19 protein-coding genes are annotated in these 20084 nt (G+C 56.4%); 13 read left to right on the forward strand and 6 right to left on the reverse strand.

What is annotated here, in order from left to right:
* The first annotated feature begins 40 nt into the window (after nt 1-40).
* The 7 genes from priA (at nt 41) to rraA (ending at nt 8003) form a co-directional block, all read left to right on the forward strand.
* Nucleotides 41-2236, forward strand: coding sequence for a primosomal protein N' (priA, locus tag LRM19_RS19690; protein WP_271369674.1), 2196 nt, complete (start codon nt 41-43; stop codon nt 2234-2236).
* A 119-nt stretch (nt 2237-2355) separates the two neighbouring features.
* A complete protein-coding gene (gene cytR, locus LRM19_RS19695; RefSeq protein WP_023309683.1) occupies nt 2356-3381 on the forward strand; it encodes a DNA-binding transcriptional regulator CytR in 1026 nt (341 codons plus the stop codon).
* Nucleotides 3382-3474: 93 nt separating this feature from the next.
* The gene (gene ftsN / locus LRM19_RS19700; RefSeq protein WP_271369675.1) at nt 3475-4467 is read left to right on the forward strand and encodes a cell division protein FtsN; all 993 of its coding nucleotides are present in this window, start codon (nt 3475-3477) and stop codon (nt 4465-4467) included.
* A 94-nt stretch (nt 4468-4561) separates the two neighbouring features.
* Nucleotides 4562-5092 carry an ATP-dependent protease subunit HslV gene (hslV, locus tag LRM19_RS19705; protein WP_008501802.1) on the forward strand — a complete coding sequence of 177 codons (531 nt, stop codon included), beginning with the start codon at nt 4562-4564 and terminating at the stop codon, nt 5090-5092.
* 9 nt (nt 5093-5101) lie between these two features.
* Nucleotides 5102-6436: an HslU--HslV peptidase ATPase subunit gene (hslU, locus tag LRM19_RS19710; RefSeq protein WP_023309685.1), complete on the forward strand. Its 1335-nt coding sequence runs from the start codon at nt 5102-5104 to the stop codon at nt 6434-6436.
* Between the two features lie 68 nt (nt 6437-6504).
* Nucleotides 6505-7425 carry a 1,4-dihydroxy-2-naphthoate polyprenyltransferase gene (gene menA / locus LRM19_RS19715; protein WP_115876987.1) on the forward strand — a complete coding sequence of 307 codons (921 nt, stop codon included), beginning with the start codon at nt 6505-6507 and terminating at the stop codon, nt 7423-7425.
* 92 nt (nt 7426-7517) lie between these two features.
* Nucleotides 7518-8003: a ribonuclease E activity regulator RraA gene (rraA, locus tag LRM19_RS19720; protein ID WP_023309687.1), complete on the forward strand. Its 486-nt coding sequence runs from the start codon at nt 7518-7520 to the stop codon at nt 8001-8003.
* Nucleotides 8004-8586: 583 nt separating this feature from the next.
* Here rraA and zapB read toward each other — a convergent pair.
* Nucleotides 8587-8826, reverse strand: coding sequence for a septal ring assembly protein ZapB (zapB, locus tag LRM19_RS19725; RefSeq protein WP_010436935.1), 240 nt, complete (start codon nt 8824-8826; stop codon nt 8587-8589).
* Between the two features lie 410 nt (nt 8827-9236).
* On the opposite strand from zapB, the gene LRM19_RS19730 reads away from it, so the two are divergent.
* From LRM19_RS19730 to fpr, 4 genes are all read left to right on the forward strand, one after another.
* The gene (locus tag LRM19_RS19730) at nt 9237-10082 is read left to right on the forward strand and encodes an MIP/aquaporin family protein (protein ID WP_014885705.1); all 846 of its coding nucleotides are present in this window, start codon (nt 9237-9239) and stop codon (nt 10080-10082) included.
* Between the two features lie 21 nt (nt 10083-10103).
* Entirely contained in the window at nt 10104-11612 is a 1509-nt protein-coding gene (gene glpK, locus LRM19_RS19735; protein WP_023309688.1) for a glycerol kinase GlpK, read from the forward strand.
* 114 nt (nt 11613-11726) lie between these two features.
* Nucleotides 11727-12737 carry a class II fructose-bisphosphatase gene (glpX, locus tag LRM19_RS19740; protein ID WP_271369676.1) on the forward strand — a complete coding sequence of 337 codons (1011 nt, stop codon included), beginning with the start codon at nt 11727-11729 and terminating at the stop codon, nt 12735-12737.
* A gap of 96 nt (nt 12738-12833) precedes the next feature.
* The gene (gene fpr, locus LRM19_RS19745; protein WP_136196037.1) at nt 12834-13580 is read left to right on the forward strand and encodes a ferredoxin--NADP(+) reductase; all 747 of its coding nucleotides are present in this window, start codon (nt 12834-12836) and stop codon (nt 13578-13580) included.
* Here the strand turns inward: fpr and LRM19_RS19750 are convergent, their stop codons facing one another.
* Entirely contained in the window at nt 13581-14000 is a 420-nt protein-coding gene (locus LRM19_RS19750; protein WP_271369677.1) for a DUF805 domain-containing protein, read from the reverse strand.
* Nucleotides 14001-14112: 112 nt separating this feature from the next.
* Here LRM19_RS19750 and LRM19_RS19755 point away from each other — a divergent pair, with 112 nt between their 5' ends.
* Both LRM19_RS19755 and tpiA read left to right on the forward strand, forming a co-directional pair.
* Nucleotides 14113-14709, forward strand: a complete 597-nt coding sequence (locus LRM19_RS19755) for a DUF1454 family protein (RefSeq protein ID WP_252093675.1) — start codon at nt 14113-14115, stop codon at nt 14707-14709.
* Between the two features lie 111 nt (nt 14710-14820).
* A complete protein-coding gene (tpiA, locus tag LRM19_RS19760; protein ID WP_115876981.1) occupies nt 14821-15588 on the forward strand; it encodes a triose-phosphate isomerase in 768 nt (255 codons plus the stop codon).
* Between the two features lie 81 nt (nt 15589-15669).
* Here tpiA and LRM19_RS19765 read toward each other — a convergent pair whose 3' ends face one another.
* The 4 genes from LRM19_RS19765 to pfkA all read right to left on the reverse strand — a co-directional run bounded on the left by LRM19_RS19765 (nt 15670) and on the right by pfkA (nt 20063).
* Complete coding sequence (locus LRM19_RS19765; RefSeq protein WP_271369678.1) at nt 15670-16974, reverse strand: SLC13 family permease; 1305 nt, start codon at nt 16972-16974, stop codon at nt 15670-15672.
* 73 nt (nt 16975-17047) lie between these two features.
* The gene (locus LRM19_RS19770) at nt 17048-17791 is read right to left on the reverse strand and encodes a CDP-diacylglycerol diphosphatase (protein WP_271369679.1); all 744 of its coding nucleotides are present in this window, start codon (nt 17789-17791) and stop codon (nt 17048-17050) included.
* A 107-nt stretch (nt 17792-17898) separates the two neighbouring features.
* A complete protein-coding gene (locus LRM19_RS19775) occupies nt 17899-18888 on the reverse strand; it encodes a sulfate ABC transporter substrate-binding protein (RefSeq protein ID WP_271369680.1) in 990 nt (329 codons plus the stop codon).
* Between the two features lie 212 nt (nt 18889-19100).
* Nucleotides 19101-20063, reverse strand: a complete 963-nt coding sequence (gene pfkA / locus LRM19_RS19780) for a 6-phosphofructokinase (protein ID WP_023309696.1) — start codon at nt 20061-20063, stop codon at nt 19101-19103.
* Nucleotides 20064-20084: the final 21 nt, after the last annotated feature.

Consider the following 20084-nt stretch of genomic DNA (forward strand, 5'->3'; position numbering starts at 1 on the left):
GTGTATACTAACGCGCCACTTTTCAAGTCAGGAAGATTCGATGCCCGTCGCTCACGTTGCCCTGCCCGTTCCGCTTCCCCGCACCTTTGACTATCTGCTGCCCTACAGCATGAGCGCCAAAGCGGGCTGCCGCGTGACCGTGCCGTTTGGCAAACAGCAGCGCGTGGGGATCGTCGTATCCGTCAGCGATAAAAGCGAGCTACCGCTTAATGAGCTGAAATCAGTCGTTGAGGTGCTGGACAGCGAGCCGGTTTACTCCACCAGCATATGGCGACTGCTGCTGTGGGCGGCGGATTATTATCATCACCCGATCGGCGACGTCCTGTTCCACGCTCTGCCAATTATGCTGCGTCAGGGCAAGAGCGCCAGCCATGCGCCAATGTGGTACTGGTTTGCCACGGAGGAAGGCCAGGCCGTCGACATCAACAATCTGAAGCGCTCGCAGAAGCAGCAGCAGGCGCTGGCGGCGCTGCGTCAGGGGAAAATCTGGCGGCATCAGGTCGACGAGCTTGAGGTCAGCGAAACGGCGCTACAGGCATTAAGAAAGAAAGGGCTAAGCGAACTGGCCAGCGAAGCGCCTGCTCTGAACGACTGGCGGGAGAGTTTCTCCGTTTCAGGGGATCGCCTGCGTCTGAATACCGAACAGGCCACCGCGGTAGGCGCGATTCATAGCGCCTCCGATCGTTTCTCTGCCTGGCTGCTGGCGGGGGTCACCGGTTCCGGCAAGACCGAAGTCTACCTGAGCGTGCTGGAAAACGTGCTCGCTCAGGGGAAACAGGCGCTGGTGATGGTGCCGGAAATTGGCCTGACGCCGCAAACCATCGCCCGATTTCGCGAACGCTTTAACGCGCCGGTTGAGGTGCTGCACTCCGGCCTGAACGACAGCGAACGCCTCAGCGCCTGGCTGAAAGCGAAAAACGGCGAAGCGGCGATTGTGATCGGCACCCGTTCATCGCTGTTTACGCCGTTTAAAAATCTTGGCGTTATCGTGATCGACGAAGAGCACGACAGCTCCTATAAACAGCAGGAAGGCTGGCGCTACCATGCCCGCGATCTGGCGGTCTATCGCGCGCACAGCGAGCAAATTCCCATTATTCTGGGTTCCGCCACGCCAGCGCTCGAAACGCTGCACAACGTGCGCCAGCGTAAATACCACATGCTTCGCCTGACGCGTCGGGCGGGGAATGCTCGTCCGGCCATTCAGCACGTGCTGGATCTGAAAGGTCAGCAGGTTCAGGCCGGGCTTGCGCCTGCACTGATTACCCGCATGCGCCAGCACCTGCAGGCGGGGAATCAGGTCATTCTGTTTCTGAACCGCCGCGGATTCGCCCCCGCCCTCCTGTGCCACGACTGCGGCTGGATTGCCGAATGCCCGCGCTGCGACCACTACTATACCTTCCACCAGGCCCAGCGGCATTTGCGCTGCCACCACTGTGACAGCCAGCGTCCGGTGCCGCGCCAGTGCCCGTCATGTGGTTCAACGCATATCGTGCCGGTCGGTCTGGGAACGGAACAGCTGGAACAGGCGCTTGGGCCCTTCTTCCCGGACTTGCCTATTTCGCGTATTGACCGGGACACCACCAGCCGCAAAGGCGCGCTTGAGCAGCAGCTGGCGGAAGTGCATCGCGGCGGCGCGCGCATCCTGATTGGTACCCAGATGCTGGCTAAAGGTCACCATTTTCCGGACGTGACGCTGGTCGCCCTGCTGGACGTGGACGGCGCGCTGTTCTCGGCAGATTTTCGTTCAGCCGAGCGCTTCGCCCAGCTTTATACCCAGGTAGCCGGACGTGCAGGACGCGCCGGTAAACAAGGCGAAGTGGTGTTGCAAACGCACCACCCGGAGCACCCGCTGCTGCAAACCTTGTTGCACAAAGGCTATGACGCCTTTGCCGAGCAGGCGCTGGCCGAGCGCCAGACTATGCAGCTACCGCCGTGGACCAGTCACGTCATCATCCGCGCGGAAGATCATAACAACCAGCAGGCGCCACTTTTCCTGCAGCAGCTGAGAAACCTTCTGCAGGCCAGCCCGCTGGTGGATAATCAGCTGTGGATTTTGGGCCCGGTGCCCGCCCTCGCGCCAAAACGCGGCGGCCGTTTCCGATGGCAGATTTTGCTCCAGCACCCTTCGCGTATTCGTCTTCAGCATATCGTCAGCGGCGCGCTGGTGCTGATTAACACCCTGCCCGAAGCGCGAAAAGTGAAGTGGGTGCTGGACGTCGACCCCATCGAAGGCTGAAGCTGGATCGAAAAATTTAACTCTCCTCACATTTTTTATGAAAATTCTGTAACCGATTCCATTAACAATCTGTAAAAATGGTGATGTCAGAAGTTCGGTGTTCAGGCGAGGAGAAGACGTTGAAGTCCAGGAAAGAGGTTGCACCGGCGACCATGAAAGACGTTGCCCAGAAAGCACAAGTCTCTACGGCAACGGTATCCCGCGCATTAATGAACCCGGATAAAGTCTCCCAGGCGACCCGTAACCGGGTGGAGCAGGCTGCGCTGGAAGTGGGCTATTTCCCACAGGCGATGGGGCGTAACGTTAAACGCAACGAGTCGCGCACCATTCTGGTGATTGTGCCGGACATCTGTGACCCCTTCTTCAGCGAGATTATCCGCGGTATTGAAGTCACCGCGGCGGAACAAGGTTACCTGGTGCTGATTGGTGACTGTGCTCATCAGAATCAGCAGGAAAAAACCTTCATCGACCTTATTATCACCAAGCAGATCGACGGCATGCTTTTGCTTGGCTCTCGTCTGCCGTTTGATGCCAGCATTGAAGAGCAGCGTAATTTACCGCCGATGGTCATGGCCAACGAGTTTGCGCCAGAGCTGGAGCTGCCGACGGTCCATATCGATAACCTCACCGCCGCGTTCAACGCCGTAAATTATCTCCAGGAGCTGGGGCATAAGCGTATTGGCTGCATCGCCGGACCGGAAGAGATGCCGCTGTGTCACTACCGTCTGCAGGGCTACGTTCAGGCGCTGCGCCGTACCGGCGTTACCGTCGATCCGCACTACATTGCGCGCGGTGATTTTACCTTCGCTGCAGGTGGACAGGCGCTGGAGAAACTTCTGGACCTGCCTGAGCCGCCAACCGCCGTATTTTGTCACAGCGACGTGATGGCGCTGGGCGCATTATCGTATGCCAAACGCCGCGGTCTTCGCATACCGAAAGATTTATCGATCATCGGATTCGACAATATTTCGCTTTCGGAATTTTGCGATCCGCCGCTCTCAACGGTCGCTCAGCCGCGCTACCAAATCGGCCGCGAAGCGATGCTTCTTCTGCTGGATCAGCTTCACGGTCAAACAGTTAGCAGCGGCTCGCGGTTGCTGGACTGTGAACTGATCGTCCGCGGCACTACCCAGGCATTGACTTAAAGTAAACGTCTTTCGGATACCCTTATCTGGTCAAAGCCCCGCCGCTTAAGTAACATGGCGGACTGACGAACGAATAAATACAGCGAAACGATAGTGGCACAACGAGATTATGTACGTCGCGGCCAGCCGGCACCTTCGCGACGCAAAAAGAGTAGCTCAAGGAAAAAGCAACGTAACCTGCCTGCTGTCTCGCCAGCAATGGTCGCTATTGCTGCGGCTGTAGTCGTCGCCTTTATTGGTGGCCTGTACTTCATCACGCACCATAAAAAAGAAGAGTCTGAGGCGCTTCAGGCCAGTAAAGTTGCCGGAAATGGCCTTCCTCCGAAGCCTGAAGAGCGCTGGCGCTATATCAAAGAGCTGGAAAGCCGTCAGCCTGGGGTACGTGCGCCAACTGAACCTTCTGCGGGTGGTGAAGTGCAGAATGCGAATCAGCTAACGGATGAACAGCGTCAGCTGCTGGCACAAATGCAGGCCGATATGCGCCAGCAACCTACGCAGCTGAACGAAGTGCCGTGGAATGAGCAGACCCCGGCACAGCGCCAGCAAACGCTGCAGCGACGTCAGGCGCAACAGCAGATCCAGCAGCAACAGCAGCAGTGGGCACAAACCCAGCCGGTGCAGCAGCCTAAGGCACAGCCGCGGGTAACGGAACAGCCGTATCAGCAGCCGACGCGTACGGTGCAGTCTCAGCCTGTCCAGCAGCAGCCGAAAACTCAGCCGCAGAAACAGGCGGCTCAGCCTTATCAGGATCTGCTTCAGACGCCAGCGCATACCACCGCGCAGCAGCCGAAAACTCAGCAGGCTGCGCCGGTGACCAAAGAGACCGAAGCGCCGAAGCAGACGGCTGAGAAAAAAGACGAACGCCGCTGGATGGTGCAGTGCGGTTCGTTCAAAGGCGCGGAGCAGGCGGAAACGGTGCGTGCGCAGCTGGCCTTCGAAGGGTTTGATTCGCGTATTACCACCAATAACGGCTGGAATCGCGTGGTGATTGGGCCGGTGAAAGGCAAAGAAAATGCCGATGGCACCATTTCGCGTTTGAAAATCGCCGGTCACACAAACTGCATTCGACTCGCCTCCGGGGGTTGAAACCCCCAAAATCCCCCCCATCTATCATTTAATTCAGCCCTGAGCACAGGCTCAGGGCTTCTGTTTCCCGATTCTGTAACCAGGGGGTCTGCTCGTGACAACAATAGTAAGTGTACGCCGTAACGGCCATGTGGTAATCGCCGGTGATGGCCAGGCCACGCTGGGTAATACCGTCATGAAAGGCAACGTGAAGAAAGTACGCCGTCTCTACAACGACAAAGTGATCGCCGGTTTTGCAGGCGGCACGGCGGATGCCTTCACGCTGTTTGAACTGTTTGAACGCAAACTGGAAATGCACCAGGGTCATCTGGTGAAAGCTGCCGTTGAGCTGGCAAAAGACTGGCGTACCGACCGCATGCTGCGCAAGCTCGAAGCGCTGCTGGCCGTGGCCGATGAAACCGCTTCGCTTATCATCACCGGTAACGGTGACGTGATTCAGCCGGAAAATGACCTGATTGCCATCGGCTCTGGCGGCCCGTATGCCCAGGCTGCAGCCCGCGCGCTGTTGGAAAATACCGACATGAACGCGCGTGATATCGCGGTGAAGGCGTTGGATATTGCAGGTGATATCTGCATCTATACCAACCACAATCACACCATCGAAGAATTGACCTCCAAAGCGTAAGGATCTCCCATGTCTGAAATGACCCCACGCGAAATTGTCAGCGAACTGAACAAACACATTATCGGCCAGGATAACGCCAAGCGCTCCGTGGCTATCGCTCTGCGTAACCGCTGGCGTCGTATGCAGCTTGACGAAGAGCTGCGCCACGAAGTGACGCCAAAAAACATTCTGATGATCGGCCCGACCGGGGTCGGTAAAACCGAAATCGCCCGTCGTCTGGCGAAGCTGGCTAACGCGCCGTTCATCAAAGTTGAAGCCACCAAGTTCACCGAAGTGGGCTACGTGGGTAAAGAAGTGGACTCCATCATCCGCGATCTGACCGACTCGGCGATCAAGATGGTGCGCGTCCAGGCGATCGAGAAAAACCGCTATCGCGCGGAAGAGATGGCCGAAGAGCGCATTCTCGACGTGCTGATCCCACCGGCAAAAAACAACTGGGGCCAGGCAGAACAGCAGGCAGAACCGTCTGCTGCACGTCAGGCGTTCCGCAAAAAACTGCGCGAAGGCCAGCTGGATGACAAAGAGATTGAGATCGATCTCGCTGCCGCGCCAATGGGTGTGGAAATCATGGCACCTCCGGGCATGGAAGAGATGACCAGTCAGCTCCAGTCCATGTTCCAGAACCTGGGCGGACAGAAGCAGAAAGCGCGTAAGCTGAAAATTAAAGACGCGATGAAGCTGCTGATTGAAGAAGAAGCGGCGAAGCTGGTGAACCCGGAAGAGCTGAAGCAGGATGCTATCGACGCGGTTGAGCAGCACGGTATCGTGTTTATCGACGAAATCGACAAAATTTGTAAGCGCGGCGGCAACAGCTCCGGCCCGGATGTGTCCCGCGAAGGCGTTCAGCGCGACCTGCTGCCGCTGGTAGAAGGCTGCACCGTCTCCACCAAGCACGGCATGGTGAAAACGGACCACATCCTGTTTATCGCATCAGGTGCCTTCCAGGTTGCCAGCCCGTCGGATCTGATCCCGGAGCTGCAGGGCCGTCTGCCTATCCGCGTTGAGCTGCAGGCGCTGACCACCGAAGATTTCGAACGTATCCTGACCGAGCCAAACGCCTCTGCTACCGTACAGTACAAAGCGCTGATGGCGACCGAAGGCGTGAACCTCGAGTTCACCGAAGACGGTATCAAACGTATTGCCCAGGCCGCATGGCAGGTGAACGAAACCACCGAAAACATCGGTGCGCGTCGTCTGCATACCGTGCTGGAACGCCTGGTCGAAGATATCTCTTATGACGCGAGCGACCTGAACGGTCAAACCGTTACCATTGACGCAGAATATGTGAGTAAACATCTGGATGCGTTAGTGGCAGATGAAGATCTGAGCCGTTTTATCCTATAATCGCGGTTACTGGATTCTCATCACGTTTAATGGGGGCTAATGCCCCCATTTTTATTGGCTAAATACTTATGACTGACATCAGCCGTACGCAGGCGTGGCTCGAAAGTCTGCGCCCTAAAACACTTCCTCTGGCCTTTGCCGCGATTATCGTCGGCACCGCCCTTGCCTGGTGGCAGGGTTATTTCGATCCGCTGGTTGCCGCGCTGGCACTGATTACCGCCGGCCTGCTGCAAATCCTCTCCAATCTCGCCAACGACTACGGCGACGCGGTAAAGGGCAGCGACAAGCCTGACCGCATAGGGCCACTGCGCGGAATGCAGAAAGGGCTGATTACCCAGGCGCAGATGAAACGCGCGCTGATTATCACCGTGGTGCTGATCTGCGTTTCCGGACTGGCGCTGGTAACGGTGGCGTCTAAAACCGCCAGCGATTTTATTGGTTTCCTGGTGCTGGGTTTATTAGCCATTATCGCGGCCATCACCTACACCGTCGGCACGCGTCCTTACGGCTATATTGGACTCGGGGATATCTCCGTACTGGTGTTCTTCGGCTGGCTGAGCGTGATGGGAAGCTGGTACCTGCAGGCGCATACGGTGATCCCTGCCCTGTTCCTGCCGGCGACCGCTTGCGGTCTGCTGGCGACAGCTGTGCTCAACATCAACAACCTGCGCGACATCGACAGCGATCGCGAGAACGGCAAAAATACCCTGGCGGTTCGTCTGGGGCCGGTTAATGCCCGCCGCTATCACGCCTGTCTGCTCATTGGCGCGCTGGTTTGCCTGGCGCTGTTTAACCTGATTTCCTTACAGAGCCTGTGGGGCTGGCTGTTTGTGCTTGCCGCGCCGCTGCTGATTAAGCAGGCCCGCTTTGTGATGCGTGAACTCAGCCCGTCCGCCATGCCGCCGATGCTGGAACGTACTGTAAAAGGCGCGTTGCTGACTAACCTGTTGTTCGTCATCGGGATTGTTTTAAGCCAGACGCTGCGTTAGCTGACAAATATCAATTAACAATTGATGATTTTGCCAACAACGCATTTCGCACGATATACTGAACACATTCGCAGCAACTGAGCGTTAAACCTATGAAATACGATACCTCCGAGCTTTGTGACATCTACCAGGAAGATGTCAACGTCGTTGAACCGCTGTTCTCCAACTTTGGTGGGCGGTCATCATTTGGCGGTCAAATCGTCACGGTGAAATGTTTCGAGGACAACGGGTTGCTGTACGATCTGCTCGAACAGAACGGCCGCGGCCGCGTTCTTGTGGTCGACGGCGGCGGTTCCGTGCGCCGGGCATTAATTGATGCTGAACTGGCCGGCATTGCCGTCCAGAACGAGTGGGAAGGCCTTGTGGTGTACGGTTCCGTGCGCCAGGTGGACGATCTGGAAGACCTGGATATCGGGATTCAGGCCATCGCGGCCATACCGGTAGGGGCGGCGGGTGACGGCATCGGCGAAAGCGACGTGCGCGTCAATTTCGGGGGCGTGACCTTCTTCTCCGGGGATCATCTCTACGCCGATAATACCGGCATTATCCTTTCCGAAGATCCGCTGGATATCGAGTAATTAAACCGTCAGCGTGAACCATAAAAAAACCGCCAACAGCAATGTGGCGGTTTTTTTGTCCCTCGGGATTCGCGGTCCGTTGGGGAGTTTTGCAACCTTTAACCAGGATTTTTATCTTACCCTGGTTCAAATCTCAGGTAACCCCATCGACCCTTTATAAATTCCTAATTTCCTTTGAAAACCTTAACTACGCTACTGTTGCTCATTATGATGCATCGTCCCTTTCCGCCATCTCGCACATGGGCATCGGTCCAGAGAAAGGTGTATTAACAACCGTAAAGCAACCTTTAACCGGGCTTGTGTCCACCGACTTATCACCGGTGGTGAACGGTGGAGCGGTTAGCTGCAGGGACCGCATAATGAAACGCTATTTATGTATCGCGTTCATTGTCGCCAGCGTACTCGTTGTAAAGAGTGATGAACCGAATGTGTTCGTTACTTTTGCTATGACAGCGCAGGACAAGTAGCGTTAAGGCCGCCTCTGGCGGCCTTTTTTATGGTTGGATGTCAGTTAGCAAGAACCATAAAAAAGCCGGGTGGCGGCATCGCCTTACCCGGCCTGTTCAGTTCATCCCAGTGGGGATCAGACTTCTTCCATACGTCCCAGCAGCGCCTGCAGGCGATCCTGCCAGCCGTTCTGCTGTTCGCGCAGCTGGTTGTTTTCGCGCTCCAGTTCTTCGCGGCCGTGCTGCGCGTTCTGAACTTCCTGCGCCAGGCTGTTGTTCTTCTCTTTCAGCTCTTCAATTTCCATCTGCAGCAGGGTGATGGTGTCAATCGCCTGCTGTACTTTCGATTCCAGTTTCTCAAACACTTCTAAAGACATGATGCTACCTCTCCTGAATTGCAAGGCGACGCTTTAACATAAACGCGCACGACATATACCGTCGATTGTATGGAGCGCGGCGCTCTGTGTCCAGCGACACACCGCGCAGATCGCGGTTTGCAACACTTTTAGGTCTGGTCCTGGTGTGTTCGCGTCATATACCCCTAAATTGTTAGCTGATTCGTTAATGAAATGATTCAGCTCACATTCCGGCACTGATCCTGTACTGCTGCAAAGATGTGCTTTATGGCGCGAAAACGCTCATTTTATTGACGCAGACCACACATTTCGATTTCGATATTTCTCGTTTTTGCTCGTTAACGATAAATTAACACTATGTCTACAGGGCATCGTGGCTGTCACGGGCGGTCATGCTAACAATAAACATCAATTTCTTCAGGATTCCGATTATGAGTCAGACATCAACCTTAAAAGGCCAGTGCATTGCCGAGTTCCTTGGTACCGGGTTGTTGATATTCTTCGGAGTGGGCTGTGTCGCTGCACTGAAAGTGGCGGGTGCCAGTTTTGGTCAGTGGGAAATCAGTATCATCTGGGGTCTGGGCGTGGCGATGGCCATCTACCTGACAGCAGGGGTTTCTGGTGCACATCTTAACCCGGCGGTGACAATCGCACTGTGGCTGTTCGCGTGCTTCGACGGACGCAAAGTAGTTCCTTTCATTCTTTCTCAGTTTGCCGGCGCGTTTTGCGCAGCGGCGTTAGTTTACGGGCTTTATTACAATCTTTTCATCGACTTCGAACAGACGCATCATATGGTACGCGGCAGCGTCGAAAGTCTGGATCTGGCAGGCATCTTCTCAACCTACCCTAACCCGCACATCAATTTTGTGCAGGCGTTCGCAGTTGAAATGGTGATTACCGCTATTCTGATGGGCGTTATCCTGGCGCTGACCGACGACGGAAACGGCATTCCGCGCGGCCCGCTGGCACCCCTGCTGATTGGTTTGCTGATTGCGGTAATTGGCGCATCCATGGGCCCGCTGACCGGCTTCGCGATGAACCCGGCACGTGATATCGGACCAAAAGCGTTCGCCTTTATCGCAGGCTGGGGCGACGTCGCCTTCACAGGTGGCAAAGACATTCCTTACTTCCTGGTACCGCTGTTTGCGCCGGTTGTCGGGGCTGCGCTGGGTGCGTTTAGCTACCGCAAATTAATTGGTCGCCACTTACCGTGCGACACCTGTGTGGAAGAGGAGAAGGAAACGACTTCTACCGCACAACAAAAAGCTTCGCTGTAATCTGACTACGGGACACATACCATGACCGAAAAAAAATATATCGTTGCACTCGACCAGGGCACTACCAGCTCCCGCGCTGTCGTAATGGATCATGACGCGAACATCGTCAGCGTTTCACAGCGCGAATTTGAGCAAATTTATCCTCGTCCAGGCTGGGTAGAACACGACCCGATGGAGATTTGGGCGTCACAAAGCTCCACGCTGGTCGAAGTGCTGGCGAAAGCCGATATCAGTTCCGACGAGATTGCCGCGATTGGTATCACTAACCAGCGTGAAACGACGATTGTCTGGGAACGTGAAACCGGTAAACCTATTTACAACGCCATCGTCTGGCAGTGCCGCCGTACCTCTGAGATTTGCGAACAGCTGAAGCGCGACGGTATGGAAGAGTACGTGCGCAGCGCCACCGGCCTGGTGGTTGACCCGTACTTCTCCGGCACCAAAGTGAAATGGATCCTCGACCACGTGGAAGGTTCACGCGAGCGTGCTAAACGCGGCGAGCTGCTGTTCGGTACCGTTGACACCTGGCTTATCTGGAAGATGACCCAGGGACGCGTCCACGTCACCGATTACACCAACGCCTCGCGTACCATGCTGTTCAACATCAACACCCTGGAGTGGGATGACAAGATGCTGGACGCGCTGGATATCCCACGCGCGATGCTGCCTGAAGTGCGCAAGTCTTCTGAGGTTTACGGCCAGACCAACATCGGCGGTAAAGGTGGCACCCGTATTCCTATCGCCGGTATCGCCGGTGACCAGCAGGCGGCGCTGTTCGGCCAGCTGTGCGTCAAGGAAGGGATGGCGAAGAATACCTACGGCACCGGCTGCTTTATGCTGATGAACACCGGTGAGAAAGCGGTGAAATCAGAAAACGGTCTGCTGACCACCATCGCCTGCGGCCCGCGCGGCGAAGTGAACTATGCCCTGGAAGGTGCTGTGTTCATGGCCGGTGCGTCTATCCAGTGGCTGCGTGACGAGATGAAGCTGATCAGCGATGCATTCGACTCCGAGTACTTCGCCACCAAAGTGAAAGACACCAACGGCGTGTACGTGGTGCCTGCATTCACCGGTCTGGGCGCACCCTACTGGGATCCGTATGCACGCGGCGCAATTTTCGGCCTGACGCGCGGTGTGAACTCTAACCACATTATTCGCGCCACTCTGGAATCCATCGCCTACCAGACCCGAGACGTGCTGGAAGCGATGCAGGCGGACTCCGGCATTCGTCTGCACGCCCTGCGCGTGGACGGCGGTGCGGTAGCGAATAACTTCCTGATGCAGTTCCAGTCCGACATTCTGGGCACCCGCGTTGAGCGCCCTGAAGTGCGTGAAGTGACGGCGCTGGGTGCGGCGTACCTTGCCGGTCTGGCGGTAGGCTTCTGGCAGAACCTGGACGAGCTGCAGGAAAAAGCGGTTATCGAACGCGAGTTCCGCCCGGGCATCGAAACCACCGAGCGTAACTTCCGCTACAGCGGCTGGAAGAAAGCGGTGAAACGCGCCCTGGCGTGGGAAGAACACGAGGAGTAAGACAAACTTACCCCTCACCCTAACCCTCTCCCCAAAGGGGAGAGGGGACTTAAAACACCCCTCCCCACTCTGTGATAAACTTCGTGCAATTCCTTTTGATTGCACGAGTACCTCATGAAACGTGAACTTGCTATCGAGTTTTCCCGCGTCACCGAAGCGGCCGCCCTTGCAGGCTATAAGTGGCTGGGTCGTGGCGATAAAAATACCGCAGACGGTGCAGCCGTCCATGCCATGCGCATTGTACTTAACCAGGTCAACATCGACGGCACCATCGTGATCGGCGAAGGCGAGATCGACGAAGCGCCAATGCTCTATATTGGTGAAAAAGTCGGTACCGGCAAAGGCGATGCCGTGGATATCGCCGTCGACCCGATCGAAGGTACCCGCATGACCGCAATGGGTCAGGCCAACGCCCTGGCGGTGCTGGCCGTGGGCGATAAGGGCTGCTTCCTTAACGCGCCGGATATGTACATGGAAAAGCTGATTGTCGGCCCTGGCGCGAAAGGCGCAATCGACCTTAGCCTGCCGCTGGAAGAGAACCTGCACAACGTCGCCAAAGCCCTGGGCAAACCCCTTAGCGAACTCACCGTGACGATTCTGGCGAAACCGCGCCACGACGCCACCATCGCGCAGATGCAAAAGCTCGGCGTGCGCGTGTTTGCCATTCCAGACGGTGACGTTGCCGCCTCGATCCTGACCTGCATGCCGGACAGCGAAGTAGACGTGCTGTACGGCATCGGCGGCGCGCCGGAAGGTGTGGTCTCTGCGGCAGTGATCCGCGCGCTGGATGGCGATATGCAGGCCCGTCTGCTGCCCCGCCACGAGGTGAAAGGCGACAGCGAAGAGAATCGCCGTATCGGTGAAAACGAGCTGGCGCGCTGCGAAGCGATGGGCATCGAGGCTAATAAAGTGCTCGCGCTGGACGAGATTGCCCGTAGCGATAACGTGGTCTTCTCGGCGACCGGCATCACCAAAGGCGATCTGCTGGACGGCATCACCCGCAAGGGCAATATGGCGACCACCGAAACGCTGCTGATCCGCGGTAAATCACGCACCATTCGTCGTATCCAGTCTATCCACTATCTCGACCGCAAAGACCCGGACGTACAGACGCACATTCTGTAAAACCGTTTGATCGATAGAGCTTTCCGGCCCTGACGGGCTGGAAATTGTCACCACAAGTACGGAAGATAGAACAGAGAAACAGCACAGGAGAAGATCATGGCGGACTGGGTAACAGGTAAAGTCACAAAGGTACAGTTCTGGACCGATGCGCTATTTAGTCTCACCGTACATGCTCCCGTTCACCCGTTTAAAGCCGGGCAATTTGCAAAGCTGGGACTGGATGTCGACGGCGAGCGCGTGCAGCGCGCCTACTCTTACGTTAACGCGCCTGATAACCCGGATCTCGAATTCTATCTGGTCACCGTTCCTGACGGTAAGCTCAGCCCGCGCCTTGCCGCCCTTAAGCCCGGCGACGACGTGCAAATTGTGAGTGAAGCGGCAGGCTTCTTTGTACTCGAAGAGATCCCGAATTGTGACACGCTCTGGATGCTGGCAACCGGTACGGCCATCGGCCCTTATCTCTCTATTTTGCAGTACGGCAAAGATCTGGAGCGCTTTAAAAACATCGTGCTGGTGCACGCTGCGCGCTACGCCGCGGACCTGAGCTACCTGCCACAGATGCAGGCGCTGGAGCAGCGGTACGGCGGAAAGTTAAAGATTCAGACGGTGGTTAGCCGCGAAACCGTAGCAGGAACGCTTACCGGTCGCGTGCCGGCGTTAATTGAGAGTGGAGCCCTGGAAGAGGCGGTGGGTTTGCCGCTGAACGCTGAAACCAGCCACGTCATGCTGTGTGGCAACCCGCAGATGGTACGGGACACGCAGCAGCTTCTGAAGGATACCCGGCAGATGACGAAACATCTTCGCCGCCGGCCGGGCCATATGACCGCTGAACACTACTGGTGATCAGCGGTATTTCACCTCAACGGTATCGTTACCGTATTTGTTTTCGCTCTGGGTGCCGATAAACGCACCCAGATCGACAATCATCATCACGAAGATGACCGAAGGCAGCAGCCTGCCCACAACCCACGGCAGGATGGACGGAAGCATCGCCCAGTTCCCCGCCACCAGCATCCACGCCAGAATAATCAGAAATGCCCACGCGCCGGAACGACCGCGATCGTGCAGGCGTTTAACAACAACAGCCGCCGTTGGCCATAGCAGGCAGACCAGCGCGAAGGCCGCCGTTTGCGTGCTCAGCCATGCGTTGTAAGCAACGAAAAACAGAAGCAGCATGGCGACAACCCACGTCACCATCCAGATCCAGAAATCACGGCGTCCAATACGCCCTTTGAATGAAAACAACCACTGCTGTATGGTCATGTAAGGTTCCTTATTATCGTATAGCGCGCATTTTACCCTGGAGTTGTGACCTTTTGACAAGCCGACCAGATATCGTTTTAATCATGAGCACTTACGGCCAGGGACAATGTTGATGAAAAGTTCGGCACATTCTCTTTTCCTGTGTTTAGCGGTGCTCAGCGCGGGTTTTCCCCTGCACGCCGCCGAAACCACTGCCCCGAGCACAGCGCCGTATCTGCTGGCGGGCGCCCCGTCGTTCGATCAGTCCATCAGCCAGTTTCGTGAAGCCTTCAATCAGGCCAACCCCACGCTGCCGCTGGATGAGTTTCGCGCCATTGATGGCTCCCGCGATACCCCCACACTGACCCGTGCGGCAAGCAAGATTAATGAGAATTTGTATGCCTCGACGGCGCTGGAGCGCGGAACGTTAAAAATCAAAAGCATGCAAATCACCTGGCTGCCGATACAGGGGCCAGAGCAGAAAGCCGCGAAGGCGAAGGCGCTGGAGTACATGAGCGCGGTCCTGCAGGCGTTTACCCCGGCACTGACGAAAAAGCAAAGCCAGCAAAAGCTGCAAAAACTCCTCGCTGCCGGTAAAAACAAGCGTTACTACGCCGATACCGAAGGCGCGATCCGCTATGTTGTGGCGGACAACGGCGAAAAAGGACTGACCTTCGCTGTTGAACCGATTAAGCTGGCACTATCTGACACTCTCGGCGGGGCGAATTAATGACAAAAAGCAAAGCCTTTCGAGGGAAAATCTCTATACTGATTCACAGACCATGCTGCCCGACAGGGCGGCCATATTCCTTAATTCGCTTATTTAGCGTGGAGAATTGAAATGCGACATCCTTTAGTGATGGGTAACTGGAAGCTGAACGGCAGCCGCCACATGGTAAACGAACTGGTTGCGAACCTGCGTAAAGAGCTGGCTGGCGTGACCGGCTGCGCGGTTGCGATCGCTCCGCCGGATATGTATCTGGATCTGGCTAAACACGCCGCTGACGGCAGCCACATCATTCTGGGCGCGCAGAACGTTGACGTTAACCTGTCTGGCGCTTTCACCGGTGAAACCTCCGCTGAAATGCTGAAAGATATCGGCGCGAAATACATCATCATCGGCCACTCCGAGCGTCGCACCTATCACAAAGAATCCGATGAGTTCATCGCGAAGAAATTCGCCGTGCTGAAAGAGCAGGGTCTGATCCCGGTTCTGTGCATCGGTGAAACCGAAGCAGAAAACGAAGCGGGCAAAACTGAAGAAGTGTGCGCACGCCAGATCGATGCAGTGCTGAAAACCCAGGGCGCGGCAGCGTTCGAAGGCGCGGTTATCGCTTACGAGCCAGTCTGGGCGATCGGTACCGGCAAATCAGCAACCCCTGCACAGGCTCAGGCTGTTCACAAATTCATTCGTGACCACATTGCGAAAGCTGACGCCAACGTCGCTGAGCAAGTGATTATCCAGTACGGCGGTTCCGTTAACGCTTCCAACGCTGCTGAGCTGTTCACCCAGCCAGACATCGATGGCGCGCTGGTTGGCGGTGCATCCCTGAAAGCGGACGCTTTCGCGGTGATCGTTAAAGCGGCAGAAGCGGCTAAACAGGCGTAATTGCCTTTGTGGCGGGTGGCGCTTCGCTAACCCGCCCTGCGGTTTTGTAGGCCCGGTAAGCGTCAACGCCACCGGGCTTTTTTACAGCCGTCCCAGCAGGCTAAACCACAGATAATCCAGCGGCAGCAGCACCAGATACGTTGCAATAGCCAGCGCCAGACAAAGCACCATCCCCGCCCTGGCAGGCACCTTTCCTAACCCCATCGCCACCACAATCGGCGACGCCTGATAGGGCAGCAGCGGCGTGGAATAGCCCAGCACCTGAATCATGATCACCGACAGCAGCGGAAAACCGGTCGCGTCCGAAAAACTCTGCGCCAGAGTGGTATACAGCGCCGGAACGCCGTTGGCGGTCATAATGAAGTTGAGTGCGGTGGTAATACCGGTCAGCGCCAGGAAACTGGTGAACGGTCGGCCTGCATCCAGCGGCATAATGCGGAGCAACGCCTCGCCCACCGCCGTTCCGATACCGGTTTGCGTCACGACGATCGCCAGCCCCAGAATACCGGCAACGTAGATACAGGTGCGCATATTCACCCCCGCAGAAAACTCTTCCCCGGTAATGAAACCAATGCGCGGCAGCATAACGATGATCGACGCCGCCAGCCCCGTCCACGCGGGCCCCACGCCGTGCCAGCTCTCCGTAACCCACATCCCCAGCACCACCGCCAGCAGCCAGGCAAGACGCTTTTCGTCCCGCCCCATAGGCTCAGACGGCGCCTGTTCTTTCGGCGGTTTTGGGCTGCCGGGAAATAGCCAGCAGATGAGGCCAATCAGAATCAGGCCTTTGAGAATGCCCAGCACCGGCGTGTGCAGCAGCAGATAAGGGACATAGTTCAGATGGATGCCGTACGAGCCTTCCGCCGCACCGCTCATCACCAGGTTAGGGACGTTAGCGGGCAGAATCGTCGCCGAAAGCTGGAAAGTCCCAAACCCTACCGCCAGCGCCAGACCAAACCACGCTCGGGAGCCGTCTGCGATACCGGCGCGTTTCGCCATCGCGGCGACAATCGGCATCAGTAGCGCAATACGTCCCATATTCGACGGCATCACAAACGCCAGCGCGTAGCTCAGCAGCACCACGCTCGCCACCATCAACACCCAGGAGTCGGTGAGCCTTGCCGACAGCGCCCTGGCGGCCCTGTCTGCCAGTCCGGTTTTACGGATCGCCACGCCGAGCACGAATCCGCTGAAGACCAGCCAGAAAGCAGACGAGGCAAAACCGCCGAAAATCACCTCCGGCGGGGCGATCTTCGCGGTCATTGCCGCCGTAAAGAACAGCAGCGCGGTGATAAATTCCGGCAACAGCGACGTCGCCCATAGCACGATAGTGACGCCAACGATCAGTGAGGGTACCAGCAGAGGAAACGTTGACCAGAGCGACATACCTGTCTCCTGTAGAATTTTTCAGCAAGTCTACGGCGACAGGCAGGGCGAGTAAACGCTATTTATGGTGGGGTCAATTCAGAATAGCGCATTGATGATCCTGCAGTTCCTCAGCTGACGCGCGGTTAAGCATCAGCAGGTTACGTTCGGTTGCCAGCAACACAAACGAACCATCGGACTGCTGTGCCATCGCCAGGGCGAAGCGCCCCATATGGTCGCGCGCTTCCGGCAGCTCTTCAGCCAGCATTATAAACGGGCTGCGCTGCACCAGCTCATTCTCCGTCACCCGACGAGCAAGATACTCATGCCCTTCCAGCCCGCCGGGAAGCGGCAGCCACTGGGTGCTGATTTCTGCCTGCGCGGCGTTGAGTTTCTCGCGCACGTCCGGGCGAAGGCAGGAGATATGAATATGAAAGTGGTTCTGCGTGCGCCCTGTCGGGGAGTTAATCGTCAGCGAAATGGCGCTGTCAGGCACCTCGGCTCCGCGCTTCAGGGTCATAAAGCTGCGCGACTGCCAGGCCAGCCAGAAAAAGTTCGGCGTATGCGCTTCGGTCAACAGCGGGCTCTCGGTGCCGTTGATGCGATAGGTCGGCATCAGCAGGTATTGCAGCGGCCCGTTGCGGTCTTTAAATATCACATAGCCTGCATCCGTTTTCACCTGCGCACACGGTGCCGGGTTACGATTCTGGATCTGATTCGGCACACACTGGTCGAGAACGATATGTCTTAACGCATTCGGATTACCCGCCTTCATCCAGTACACGCCGCCAGCGGCAAGGGCGATGACAATGAGGATCAATAAGATAATTTTTTTCACAACGCGTTCCCTGTTTTCGATTGAGGCAAAAGAGTAACGCAAAATGATGACCAAATAAAAAACCCGGCGGATTTCTCACGCCGGGTCACCGTGTCACAGGTTACTGGTTAGCGCTGGCTGATTTGGTCGAAGGTACCGCCATTAGAGAAGTGCTCTTTCTGCGCTTTCGTCCAGCCGCCGAACTCGTCATCGATGGTGAAGAGTTTCAGTTTAGGCAATACGCTTTCGTATTTCTTCGCAACAGCCGGATCGCGTGGACGATAGAAGTTTTTCGCCGCAATTTCCTGGCCTTCTGGCGAATAGAGATACTTCAGGTAAGCTTCCGCCACCGCTTTGGTATCTTTCTTCTCAACCACTTTATCGACCACGGAAACGGTCGGCTCAGCCAGAATCGATTCGCTCGGGGTCACGATCTCGAATTTGTCTTTACCCAGTTCGTTGGTCGCCAGCAGTGCTTCGTTTTCCCATGCAATCAGCACGTCGCCAATCCCGCGCTCGACGAAGGTGTTGGTGGCACCACGCGCGCCGGAGTCCAGCACCTCAACGTTTTTATACAGCGCCTTCACGAACTCCTGCGCTTTGGCCTGGTCGCCGTTGTTGTGATGCAGCGCGTAACCCCATGCGCCCAGGTAGTTCCAGCGAGCACCGCCGGAGCTTTTCGGGTTCGGGGTAATCACAGAAACGCCCGGTTTGATCAGGTCGTTCCAGTCTTTAATTTGTTTCGGGTTGCCTTTACGCACCAGGAAGACGATGGTCGAGGTGTAGGGTGCGGAGTTATCCGGCAGGCGTTTGATCCAGTTTTTGTCAATGCGACCGCGCTCGGCGATCGCGTCGACATCGTAGGCAAGCGCCAGGGTCACCACGTCGGCTTCAATGCCGTTGATGACGGAGGTCGCCTGCTTGCCAGAACCTCCGTGAGACTGGCGAACCACGACATTGTCGCCGGTTTCCTGCTTCCAGTGTGCCGCAAACGCTTTGTTGTATTGCTCGTACAGTTCACGCGTCGGGTCGTATGACACGTTTAGTAACTGAATGTCCTTAGCCAGAACGCTGGTCGATGCCAGCAATAATGTTAAACCCACGCCCCATTTATTCATCGCCCAGCTCTCTTGTGTAGTGTTTTGATGAATGCAGCGTGCCAGAAAGCGAATCGAGGATTAAAGAATAAAAAAAGATTGGCTATAACGTAGTGGAATAAAAAAGCGTCCACGCATAAAAAAAAGCCGGGTGGCGGCTACGCCTTACCCGGCCTACGTGTCGTGCTTTTGTAGGCCCGGTAAGGCGTAGCGCCACCGGGCAACAGAGCCGATCAGTACAGTTTTTTCGCGCAGTCCAGCCAGTCACCTTTGAACGGACGCTTCATGTTTTCAATCGCGTCGATGATGTCGTGGTGAACCAGTTTTTCGTTCTGAATACCGACGCAGCGGCCGCCGTGCCCCTGCAGCAGCAGATCGATCGCGTACGCGCCCATACGGGACGCCAGAATACGGTCGTAAGGGCCTGGGGAACCGCCACGCTGGATGTGACCCAGTACGGTCGCGCGGGTTTCGCGTTTGGTTTCGGCTTCGATGTACTTCGCCAGCTCGTCAACGTCACAGATGTGCTCGGTGATAGCGACGATCGCGTGTTTTTTACCCTTCGCGATGCCCGCTTTGATTTCAGCCACCAGATCTTCACGGCTAAATTCGACTTCTGGCACGACGATAAATTCGCAACCGCCCGCAATGGCAGCCGCCAGCGTCAGGTCGCCACAGTAACGGCCCATCACTTCAACGATAGAGATACGCTGGTGAGAAGACGAGGTGTCACGCAGGCGGTCAATCGCTTCAACAACGGTACCGAGCGCAGTAAAGAAGCCGATAGTGTAGTCAGTGCCTTTGATGTCGTTGTCGATGGTTCCAGGCAGACCGATGCACGGGAAACCCATTTCGGTCAGACGTTTTGCACCCATGTAGGAACCGTCACCGCCGATAACCACCAGGGCGTCCAGACCACGTTTCTTCATGTTTTCGATAGCCACTTCACGAACGTGTTCGTCGCGGAATTCCGGGAAGCGCGCAGAACCGAGGAAAGTACCGCCACGGTTGATCATGTCAGACACGCTGTAGCGGTCGAGCTGAACCATACGATCTTCATACAGGCCCAGATAACCGTCATAAACGCCAAAAACTTCCAGGCCTTCCGTCAGCGCTGCACGGACAACACCACGAATTGCCGCGTTCATGCCCGGCGCATCACCGCCGCTTGTCAACACACCGATTTTCTTAATCATGACTACCTCTGAACTTAGGAA

The sequence above is a fragment of the Enterobacter sp. PI-10 genome, assembly GCF_027947695.1.
In the GTDB taxonomy this organism is placed as follows: domain Bacteria; phylum Pseudomonadota; class Gammaproteobacteria; order Enterobacterales; family Enterobacteriaceae; genus Enterobacter; species Enterobacter vonholyi.